The organism is Geodermatophilus chilensis (assembly GCF_002802985.1).
In the GTDB taxonomy this organism is placed as follows: Bacteria; Actinomycetota; Actinomycetes; order Mycobacteriales; family Geodermatophilaceae; genus Geodermatophilus; species Geodermatophilus chilensis.
On the sequence record NZ_NVPT01000168.1, the window covers coordinates 1 to 10,560 of the forward strand.

At 73.0% G+C, this 10,560-nt stretch carries 6 protein-coding genes, 3 pseudogenes and 1 riboswitch; of the genes and pseudogenes, 8 read left to right on the forward strand and 1 reads right to left on the reverse strand.

Going from position 1 to position 10,560, the window contains the following annotated elements; translation table 11 throughout:
• Positions 1–227: 227 nt before the first annotated feature.
• From CNO22_RS22030 to CNO22_RS22065, 8 genes and pseudogenes are all read left to right on the forward strand, one after another.
• On the forward strand, positions 228–854 hold the full coding sequence (locus CNO22_RS22030) for a DUF2231 domain-containing protein (protein ID WP_157937068.1): 627 nt from the start codon (positions 228–230) through the stop codon (positions 852–854).
• A gap of 842 nt (positions 855–1,696) precedes the next feature.
• Positions 1,697–1,961, forward strand: a pseudogene (locus tag CNO22_RS22040) (transposase); the annotation flags it as partial.
• Between the two features lie 234 nt (positions 1,962–2,195).
• Positions 2,196–3,251 (forward strand): transposase, encoded by a 1,056-nt coding sequence (locus tag CNO22_RS22045; RefSeq protein ID WP_456298007.1) that lies wholly within the window; start codon positions 2,196–2,198, stop codon positions 3,249–3,251.
• Positions 3,170–3,355, forward strand: a pseudogene (locus CNO22_RS30365) (transposase); the annotation flags it as partial. The gene CNO22_RS22045 and the pseudogene CNO22_RS30365, both read left to right, overlap by 82 nt.
• A gap of 31 nt (positions 3,356–3,386) precedes the next feature.
• Positions 3,387–3,860 (forward strand): annotated as a pseudogene (locus CNO22_RS22050) (IS5 family transposase); the annotation flags it as partial.
• A gap of 313 nt (positions 3,861–4,173) precedes the next feature.
• Positions 4,174–4,376, forward strand: a riboswitch (cobalamin riboswitch).
• 213 nt (positions 4,377–4,589) lie between these two features.
• Positions 4,590–6,020, forward strand: a complete 1,431-nt coding sequence (locus tag CNO22_RS22055; RefSeq protein WP_157937069.1) for an ABC transporter substrate-binding protein — start codon at positions 4,590–4,592, stop codon at positions 6,018–6,020.
• A gap of 5 nt (positions 6,021–6,025) precedes the next feature.
• On the forward strand, positions 6,026–7,738 hold the full coding sequence (locus tag CNO22_RS22060; RefSeq protein WP_100501381.1) for an ABC transporter ATP-binding protein: 1,713 nt from the start codon (positions 6,026–6,028) through the stop codon (positions 7,736–7,738).
• Positions 7,739–7,761: 23 nt separating this feature from the next.
• Entirely contained in the window at positions 7,762–9,501 is a 1,740-nt protein-coding gene (locus CNO22_RS22065) for an ABC transporter permease subunit (RefSeq protein WP_198588512.1), read from the forward strand.
• A gap of 155 nt (positions 9,502–9,656) precedes the next feature.
• Here CNO22_RS22065 and CNO22_RS22070 read toward each other — a convergent pair whose 3' ends face one another.
• Positions 9,657–10,505: an IS5 family transposase gene (locus CNO22_RS22070; RefSeq protein ID WP_100499712.1), complete on the reverse strand. Its 849-nt coding sequence runs from the start codon at positions 10,503–10,505 to the stop codon at positions 9,657–9,659.
• Positions 10,506–10,560 lie beyond the last annotated feature (55 nt).

The following is a 10,560-nucleotide window of genomic DNA, read 5'->3' on the forward strand; positions in this document are numbered from 1 at the left end:
GGCTTCGCAACTCCGAAGGATCCAGCGGTGGCCGCCCCCATGCCAGCCCCAGAATCACAGCTCTGTCATCCCAGTGGCCGAGGGGTTAAACGACAAGCTGAGAGTGCAGGAGGTCCTTGCGTGGGTTTCGAAGCCGGCACGTGGGGCGGCCTGTTGAAAAAGAGCCCGTGCCCCGTTCCTGCGGCCGCTGCGCCGGGTCGCAAGCCGTTGACCAATTGGAGGGTTTGATGGAACTCACTTCGCTCATCGACAAGGTGCTGCCCGCGCCTGGCAGTGCGCTCGACCGGGTCTCGCAGGGCCTCCAGGCCGCGCTGGCGCCGGTGCTCACAGCACCCCGCGTGCGCCCGCTCGTGCGACTGCTGCACGGCAACGAGCTGCTTGGGCATCCCGCGCATCCGGTGGTGATCGCGCTGCCGGTTGGTGCGTGGACCTTGACCGGCTGGCATGACCTGCGCGGCGCGGTCACCGGCGATCCCGACCACGACTCCGCCGCCGACACTGCGCTGCGGTTTGGGGTGCTCGGAGCGGTGGTCGCGGCTGCGACAGGGCTGGTGCAGTACCTGGACACGCGGGATGCCGCGCGTCGGGAGACTGCGGTTCACGCCGCGCTCAACAGCGTCGCGCTCGGGATCTACGTCACATCGTGGGCAATGCGCTCGGGCGGCCGGCGCTCGCTGGGTCGCAGGCTGGCCGCTGGCGGATTGGGGATCGTAAGCATCAGCGGCTGGCTCGGCGGAGACATAGCCTTCCGTCACGGGGTCGGCGTACGCCCGCAGGCGCTGCGCGACCCCGGCCGGCCCGTGATGGAGACCAGCGCTGCACCGCTGGAAACTGCCGCCGCGCGGCACTCCTGACCTTTCGCCAGCGGGCGTTCCGTGTCGTCCGACAGCGGCCCTGGCATCCGCTACTGATCATCTGGCTGGCCCGAGAGGACCGTGCGATGGACTGGGCGGGGTGGGCGGTCTTCGGCCTGGCCGCAACCGCGGCGCTGACCGCGGTGTTGATCGATGCGCAGTTGGCGGGGACCACCCGCCTGGACATCCGCTGCTGCGGGCGCGCTGCTCACCGAGGATCCTGACCGCGCGCGCGTTGCAGGGTTCGTCCTGCACCTGGGGTTTGGCGAACTGTTCGCGCTCGGCTACGCCGCCGGCTTCGCGGTCCTGGGCACCGCATCGTGGGTCGATCGGTGCGGCCTTCGGGTTGCTGCACGCCGGGCTCGCGCTGGTCGCGCTGGTTCCCCTGCTCGCGGGTGCATCCGCGATCGCCTCGGAGCGGGCCGGGCTGGAGACTCGGGCGGCTCTCGAGCCACCGGGACTGCTGGGGCTGCACTACGGCCTCCAGACTCCTCTCGTCACGTCGCGGCATACCTGGCCTACGGCGCGATACTCGGCCTGCTCCTCGACCCGTCGTGAACGCGCCGACCCGCAGCACTGCCGCGATCGGTGACTACGCGCTGCTCGGCGACACCCGGTCGGCCGCGCTGGTCTCGTCCCACGGGTCGATCGAGGCGGACCGTACTTGTATCGCTACCCCCCGGGCAGCGATGGGCTGCCCGGGACCGAAGGCGCCTTCCTGCCCTGCTCGTTCTGGCTCGTGCAAGCCCTCGCCCGCCTCGGCCGCCTCGACCAGGCCGTGCAAGCCATGCGCGCTCTGCTGGAGATCGCCCCCCTTGGCCTGCTCTCCGAAGAGGTCGACCCCAAATCGGGACGTCCTCGAGGGCATCGCCTTCATGCTGTCCACCGGCATCGGCTGGACCAAGCTGCCCCCGAGAGCTCGGCTACGGCTCGGGGTGGACGTGCTGGCGACGGATGCGGCAATGGGCAGCCGCTGGCGTCTTTGACCGGCTCCACCAGGCCGTGCTCGACCAGCTCGGCGAGCGCGGCCGGCTGGACTGGTCGTGAGCCAGCCTGGACAGCGTCAGCGTTCGGGCGAAAAGGGGCTCTTCGATCTTGAGGGGGAACGCCGACACGATCTTGTGAGGATCGCGGCCTCGGGCTGATGGGCTCGTGGCCCCTCGATGCTGGCGGTGCTTGGAGCCGACAGCAGAGGGACCACGAGTGAGTTCAGACGGTACGACGATCCTGTTCGGCCTGCCCGGAGTTCGGGTGCAGAGGGTGGTCCGCGCCGCGGACGGTGTGCGTGTGGTGCACGTGGTCACCGACGAGGAGACCGCGGCGGCGTGCCCGGAGTGCGGGGTGCTGTCCAGCAGCGTCCGGCAGCGCCGCACGACCAGGCCGCGGGACCTGCCCTACGGGGAGGCGCCGCTGGCGGTGCGCTGGCACAAGGTGCAGTACGCCTGCCGGGAGACCGCGTGTGTGCGGCGGGCGTTCACCGAACAGATTCCCGAGGTGCCGGCCGGGGCGCGGGTGACCGGACGGCTGCGCCGGCACGTGGCCGGCCGGGTCGCCGACGGGCTGCCGGTCAGTACGGCGTGCGCCGGGGTGATGGGCTGGCCGACCGCGCACGCCGCGTTCGTCGCCGCCGTCACCGCGCAGCTGCCCGACCCCGAGCCGGTGGCCGTGCTGGGCATCGATGAGACCCGCCGCGGCAAGCCCCGCTGGACCCGCACCGAGGACGGCCAGGGCTGGGTGAAGCTGGAGACCTTCGAGACCAACTTCGTCGACCTCGCCGGGGCCCAGGGCCTCCTGGGCCAGGCCTCGGGCCGGACCAAGGCCAACGTCGTCGCCTGGCTGGACGAGCGCGGCCAGGCCTGGAAGGACGCCGTGGCCGTGGTGGCGATCGATCCGTGCGCGACCTACCGGGCCGCGGTCGCCGAGGCGCTGCCCCACGCCCGGATCGTGGCCGATCACTTCCACCTCGTCCGGCTGGCCAACCAGGCCCTCACCGACGTCCGCCGGGGGGTCACCTGGGATCTGCACGGCCGCCGCGGGCGAGCCAGCGACCCGGCGTGGGCGCGCCGGCGGCGGCTGCTGCGCGGCTACGAGCGACTGACGCCCGAGCAGTTCACCAGAATGTGGAACGACCTGGTCGACGCCGACCCGACCAGCAAGATCCTCACCGCCTGGATCGCGAAAGAGGAGCTGCGCAGGCTGCTGGCCTGCGCCCGCCGCGGCGGCCACCGGCACGAGATCTCCACCCGGCTGCACCGGTTCACACCTGGTGCGCCGACTCCCGGCTGCCCGAACTCGAACGGCTCGCCGGCACGATCGAGGCCTGGTGGGCCGAGGTCGAAGGCTTCCTGCAGACCGGCATCACCAACGCCGGCACCGAGGCCACCAACCGGACGGTGAAGACCGCCGCCCGCACCGCCTACGGCTTCCGCAACCTTGACAACCAGCGCCGCCGGGTACGGTTCGCCTGCACTCGGCGCAATCGCCGGGTCACCGCCTGCTGAGGGTCATTTCCCCCTCAAGATCGAAGAGCCCGAAAAGGGGGGTGCACTGAGCGGCCCGAACCCCACCGACCGGGGCAATCGCGGCACCAAGTACCACCTGCTCGTCGACGCCACCGGCCTGCCGCTCAACATCGCAGTCTCCGGCGCCAATCGACACGACAGCATGCTCGTCGAGCCGATCCCGGACTCGATGCCGGCGATCAAACGCGGCGGACGCGGGCATCCGCGGCGTCGACCTCTCAAGCTGCACGCCGACAAGGGCTACGACAACCCACGGGTCCGTCGTTACCTGCGTCGCCGCGGGATCACTGCCCGGATCGCCCGCATCGGACGAGACTCCAGCGCCCGCCTCGGCCGGTACCGCTGGGTCGTCGAGCGCACCATCGGCTGGCTACTGTCCTACAAACGCCTCGCCCTGCGCTATGACCGCAGCGTCGCCCCGATCACCGCACTGGCCCGGCTGGCCGTCACCCTCATCTGCGCCCGCCGGCTCCCAGCCAACTAATGCAACGTCTTCTAAACTAAGCGGTGGGATGAGGTCTCTGAGCGGGGATGCCGTCAGCGGGCGTCGTAGCAGCTGAGCTACCGCGGAGCCTCTTCCGGCGCCGCGCCGGATTGGTGCTTCGCAAGATCCTCCGGCCCTGGAGGTAAGAACGCCGCCGGGCTCGGTCACTGAGCTCGCCGCGGCAGCTACAGCATCGGGGTGGCCAACGAGGGGGACGCCACCCACCGTTGACACCACCTTCCGCGTGGTGAGGCCCCGCGCCTCACATGGCCCTCCGCCGGTGGACCTGCGGTGCTGCCGGGCGAGCGGTACTACGCTGGCAGCCGCAGCCGGTCCGGCCACTCCGGTGGTCGGCGAGAGAGGGAACCTGGTGGAAATCCGGGACTGCCCCGCAGCGGTGAACGGGAACGACCGCCGTCAGGAAGCACTGGGCTCCGGCCTGGGAAGCGACGGCCAGTAGGTGGGCTGGTGCCCGCGCCCGTGAGTCCGAAGACCTGCCGGCTGTACCGCGCAGGCCCTGCGCGGTGCGTCTGCGGTCTCGAGGGGAGATCGGGGACCTGAGCGGCTCGTGCGCCCAGGCTTCTGCCTCGCGTGGCCCAGGCATCCGTTCGCGAGCTCGCGAGGAGAGCCGTGCGCATGTCCGGTCGTTCTCTGCTGTCTGTCCCGGTCGAGGGTTCCGTTCGTCGGCGGGGACGGTGGTGCGCTCCGGCGCTGGCTGGAGCCGTCACCGTGTCCCTCGTCGCGGGCTGCGGCCCAGCGCCCGAGGCGGCGGGGGAACGGATCGGTCTCGCTTACGCCTTCGTGCCGGTGGCCGGGCTCTCGCCGTACAGCGACGACGCGGTGATCGGCTACGGCATCGGCGCCACCGAGACGCTGGTCTCGCTGGACGCGGCGGGAAGGCCGCAGCCGCTGCTGGCGGAGTCCTGGACCCAGGTCGATCCGCTGACGTGGCGGTTCCAGCTCCGCCCGGGGGTTCGGTTCCACGACGGCAGCGCCATGACCGCCGAGGTGGTGATGCAGGATCTGCAGCGCGCGGTCGCCGCGACGCCGAGGCCGCGGGCGTTGTCCGGCGTCGAGTTCACCGCGCGCGCCGAGGGGGAGGACGTCGTCGTCAACACGGCGGCGCCCGACCCGGTGTTCCCGCAGCGGTTGAGCTCTCCCGAGCTGGCGGTCCTGGCTCGCTCGGCGTACGCGGATCCGGCGAACCCCGACCTGCTCGGCGCGGGGACCGGGCCGTACGTGCTCGAGGAGCTCGACGGCACTAGCGGCGCCACCCTGGACGCCAACCCCGACTACTGGGGCGGGGCTCCCGCTGCCGACGGGGTGGACGTGCGGTTCCTCTCCGAGGGCGTCGCCCGGGCCAACGCTCTGCGCGCCGAGGAGGTCGACATCGCGCACGCGGTGCCGGTGAGCCAGCTCCAGTCGCTGGGCGACGGCAACGTGCTGCTCTCGGTTCCGCTCCCGCGAACGGTCTCGCTGCACCTGACCTCGACCTCGCCGGTCTTCGCCGACCCCGGTCTGCGGTCGGCAGCTCGGCAGGCGGTCACCGGGTTGGACGTGGCGGGCAGCATCTACGAAGGGCAGGCGGATCGCCCCGAGGGCCTGTTCGGGCCGGTGTCTTCCTGGGCGACGGTACGTCCCGTGCCGTCGCACCCCGATCCAGCAGCGGTCGAGGGTCAGGCGATCACCCTGGCCACCTACTCCGACCGGGCCGAGATGCCCGAGATCGCCGCCGCGGTCGCCGATGCGCTCCGTCGGGCGGGCTTCCAGGTCGACCTGGTCGTCCGGCTCTACACCGAGTTGGAGGAGCAGCTGCTGGCCGGGGAGTTCGACGCGGTGCTGATGAGCCGTTCCTACGGCCAGGACACCGCCGACCCGCTGTCCTATCTCGCCGCTGATTTCGGTTGCGACGGCGGATACAACCTCAGCCTGTTCTGCGATCCGGAGGTCGACGCGCAGCTGGTGGCGGCGTCACAGTTGTCGGACGTCGATGCCCGTCAGGCGGCCGCGCTGCGGGTGGAGAACCGGGTGCTGGCTTCCGACGTCGTGGTTCCGCTCGTTCACGAGCGCACCCGGTTCGGCGTCAGCAAGGAGGTGAGCGGCCTGGCCGACGACCCGTGGGAGCGGGCGATCATCACCCGGGACACCGCGCTGGGGTGAGTCGCATGCCGACGGACACGGTCGTCGCACCGGTTCCGGACGCGCTGGTCCGCGTCGCGGGGCTGCGGATCCATGCTCCGGACCGGAGAGGTGGGGCTGCCCGGGAGCTGTTGTCGGGGGTGGACCTGGTGATCGACGTGGGGGAGCGGCTGGGCCTGGTGGGTGCCTCCGGTGCGGGGAAGTCCCTGTTCGCCCGGACGCTGACCGGACGGCTGCCCAGCGGGCTCCGGGTTCAGGGCGACGTCCGCGTCGGAGCCGTGGACGTCCTGCGAGCCGGCCCGGCCGAAGCGGCGCGGTTGCGGGGGCGGGTCACGGCCGTCCTGGGGCAGCACTCGGCTGCGGCGTTGGATCCGCTGTCGACCGTGGGCTACCAGGTGGCACTGCCGATGCGCCGGCTGCTGGGTGCGTCCCGGGCCGACGCCCGGCGCCGCGTCCTCGAGCTGCTGGAATCCCTCGGCTTCGACGACCCCGCTGCCGTGGCGCGGGCGCGGCCGCCCCAGCTGTCCGGTGGCCAGCGTCAGCGGGCGGCCCTGGCGATGGCCCTGGCCTGCCGTCCGCGCCTGCTGGTGGCCGACGAGCCGACCACCGCTCTCGACACCTCGGCGGAGGCGGCGGTCCTCGCGGCCGTGCGCGCCGGATTGGACTCCCACACCCGCGACGGCGTTCCGACGGCGCTGCTGCTGATCAGCCACGACCTGGCGGTCGCCGCCTCGCTCTGTACCCGGCTCGCCGTGCTCGACCACGGCCGGGTCGTCGAGGACGGGTCGGTGGGGCAGCTGCTGACTGCTCCCCGGTCGCCGGTTGCCACGGCCGCGCTGGCCGCGGCGCACCGGTTCGCGTCGGTCGGCCAGCCCGGCCGCAGCCCGCGGCACGCGGCCAGGCCCGGACACCCGGCGGGGGCTGGGAACCTGATCGAGGTCCACGGGCTGTCGCGGCGCTACCGGACGGGCCGGCCCGGCCGCCGCACGGACGTCGCGGCGCTCGACGGGGTCGACCTGTCACTGGCCCCAGGGCGGCACCTGGGTGTGGTCGGCGACTCCGGCGCCGGGAAGAGCACCCTGCTGCGGTTGCTGCTCGGGCTGGAGGAAGCGGACACCGGTGAGATCAGGATCGCCGGCCGCCGGGTGCTCCCCGGACCTGCCGCGGCACTGCGGTGGCTGCGGCACACCGTCCAGGTGGTGGCTCAGGACGCGACCGGGTCGCTGGACCCCCGCATGACCGTCGGCGCTGTCGTCGCCGAACCGTTGCGGCTGCTCCAGGTCCCCGGCGATCACCCGCGGCGGGTGGCCGAGATGCTCACCGCGGTCGGCCTGGACCCGACCGCCGCCCATCTCCGGCCCGGCCAGTTCTCCGGCGGGCAGCAGCAGCGGATCGCCCTGGCCCGTGCGCTGGCGCCACGACCGCGGCTGCTCATGGCCGACGAGCCCACGAGTGCCCTGGACCCCGTGCTCCGCGCCCACATCGTGGAGCTGTTGGCGGCCCTGGCCCGGCAGGAGGGCCTGCAGCTGCTCGTCGTCTCCCACGACCTCGGTGTGGTCGGCGCCCTCTGCGATGACGTCGCCGTGCTGGCCCGCGGCCGAGTCGTCGAGCACGGGCCGGTCGCACAGGTGCTCGGCCGGCCGCGATCGGCGGTGACGCGCCGGCTGCTCGCCGCGGCGCCCCAGCTGCCCGCGGAGCCCGACCCCGCCGGCGCCGCGCCGATCGCGAAGGCCCAGTGAGGGGGGCGCTGCGGACGGTCCTGGTGACCGGGGGAACGGTCCTGACCCTGGTGCTGCTCATCGGGGCGCTGCCCTGGCTGCGGGGACAGGACCCGGCCCGCACCGTGCTGCGTGCCCTGTTCCGCGAGCGGGAGGCCGATCCCGCCGCCCTGGCAGCCATCCGCGCCGATCTGGGCCTGCCCACCGATCCCCTGACCGGTGCCTGGTGGTGGCTGCGCGGCGCGCTGCGCGGCGATCTCGGGACGAGCTGGGTCGACCGGGAGCCGGTCGGCCCGGAGGTGGCTCGCGCGCTCGGCGTCTCGGCCACCCTCGCGGGGGCGGCGGTCGTCGTCGCCGTGGCGGTGGCGGCGGTCCTGGTGGTGCCGGCGACCTACCGGGCCGTCAGCCGGGATCGGCCGCTGGGCCTCGCGGCCGGGATTGCCGCCACCACGCTGGCGGTGATCCCGGAGGTCGTGGTCGGGATCGTCCTGCTCGGCGTCGTGGCGCTGAGCTGGGAGATGCTGCCCACCTCCGGCTGGGGCCGACCCGAGCAGGTGGTGCTACCGGCCCTGGCCCTCGGCCTGCCGGCCGGCGCGCTACTGGCCCGGGTCCTGGCCAGCACCGTCGACGGCGCGCTGGCCGAGGCCTGGGTCGCCACCTGGCGCGCCAACGGAGTCGGCGCGCCGGCCACCAGCGCGGCTGTTCTCCGCCGGGCGGCCGCCGTCGCCGTCCCCCAGCTGGCACTGGCCTTCGCCGGCTTGCTCGGGTCCGCGGTCGCCGTCGAGCAGCTGTTCGCGGTGCCCGGCGCCGGCCGCACCGCGCTACGGGCCGTCCTCGCCCAAGACCTGCCCCTCCTCCAGGGCTGCGTCACCGCCCTGGTCCTCACCGCGATCGGCGTGGCCGCCCTCGGCGGCTGGGCGCACGGGGCCCTGCTGGGGCCGGCGCGCCACACAGAGGCCGACCAGGTCGTCGTCCCCGCCCCCGCCGGGCGACCACGCGTCACCATCGTGCTGGTCGTGGGTCTCCTCCTCGCCGTTGCAGCCGGCCTGCCCCGCGACGCGCGGGGGGTGTCGCTCGCCGAGCGCCTGCGGCCGCCGTCCGCGGGGCTCCCGCTCGGTGCCGATGCACTCGGCCGCGACGTCCTGGCGCGCTTCGCATCCGGCGCGCTGCTGACCGTGGGGGCGGGGCTGGTGATCAGCGTGGTCGCTCTTCTGGTGGGGGTGACGGTGGCCCTGACCGCGCGGCACGTGCGCGCCGGGGTCACCGACGTCCTCAACGCCGTCCCCGCGGTCCTGGTCGGCGTCCTCGTCACCGCCGTCACCGGTCCGGGACTGCTGGCTGCGGCCACCGCCGTCGCCCTGGTGGCGTGGGTGCCGCTGGCCGTCCACGGCCGCACCCTGGTCGTGCAGGTCCTCGCCACCGGGGTCGTCCGGGCCGCCGTGCTGGCCGGCGCCAACCGTGCTCAGGTGCTGCGGCGGCACGTGCTGCCGGCCGTCACCGGCCCGCTCCTGCGGCACGCCGCCGCGCGGGTTCCGCCGGTTTCGATCAACGTCGCCGCCCTCAGCTTCCTCGGCCTGGGCGCCGCCCACGACTCACCGGAATGGGGCGCGATGTTGGCCGAGTCACTGGACTATCTGGAACAGGCACCGTGGACCGTGGCAAGCCCCGTGGCCGGGCTCGTGCTGCTCGGCCTGATCAGCGCCTCGGCGACCACCCTCCGTGCGGCTCCCCAGACCACCAGACCAATGCGTTCACCTTCCGGAACTACGCCCGTGCGCAGATGAGCTCCGCCGGCAGAGGGACCGCCGGGCCGGCCCCCAACGAACCGAGGGCATGGCGGGCGTGTTGTCCGCGCCCGCCATGCCCTCAGCCACTGCCGTCGGTATGACTACCGACCCACCTCAGTCGTCGTCGCTCTCACAACGTGTTGAGAAAGGGTTCAGGAAGCTCGTGCTGGCTGCCAGGGACGGCGGCCGGGAGCCGGTGCGAGGCGGCGGGCCATCAGCCCGATCATGGCCCACTTGATCATCGCTTCGGAGTGGGCGGGCAGCCGTTCGTAGTCCCGGCTCATCCGGCGATGGCCGGTGATCCAGGCGTGCGTGCGCTCGACCACCCAGCGGCGCGGCAGCGGCACGAAGCCCTGCTGGCCGACCAGCTTGGCCACCACCTGCACCAGGATGCGCAGCGCCTTCGAGGCGAAGTCCTGGGTGCGGCGGCTGTAGGCGGCATCGGCCCAGACCAGCACCAGGGAGGGCATGGCCATCTTGGCCCGGTCCAGCACCCGGATGCCGCCGTCGCGGTCTTGCACGCTGGCCGCGGTCACCAGCACGACGATGAGCAGACCCAGGGTGTCGACCACCAGGTGCCGCTTGCGGCCGTTGACCTTCTTGCCGGCGTCGTAGCCACGGGAGCCTGTGCCGACCGTGGCGGCGCCGGGCACCGTCTGGGAGTCCACCGCACCGGCCGAGGCGGCTGGGTCACGCCCGGCGGCATCCCGGGCCGCGTCGCGCAGCGCGTCATGGATCCGGTCGGTGGTGCCGTCGGCGGCCCACCGCTGGAAGTAGTAGTAGACGGTCTCCCACGGCGGAAAGTCGTGCGGCAGCTGCCGCCAGGAACAGCCCGTCCGGTCCAGGTACAAGATCGCGTCGACGATCCGGCGGCGCGGATACTTCGCCGGTCGTCCGCCGCGAGTGCCGCGGCCACTGGTGCTGAGCACCGGCACCAGCGGCTCGATCAGCGCCCACTGCTCATCGGTCAGATCCGAGGGGTAGGCCGGGGAAGAGCCCATAGCCCACCCTGGCCCACAACCCCGAAGTTGTCAGCCCGCTTTCTCAACACGTTCT

Bases quoted from the DNA above. Each gene is read 5' to 3' on its own strand.
- CNO22_RS22030 (WP_157937068.1), top strand. From the start codon at position 228: ATGGAACTCACTTCGCTCATCGACAAGGTGCTGCCCGCGCCTGGCAGT.
- CNO22_RS22070 (WP_100499712.1), bottom strand. From the start codon at position 10,505: ATGGGCTCTTCCCCGGCCTACCCCTCGGATCTGACCGATGAGCAGTGG.
- CNO22_RS22060 (WP_100501381.1), top strand. From the start codon at position 6,026: ATGCCGACGGACACGGTCGTCGCACCGGTTCCGGACGCGCTGGTCCGC.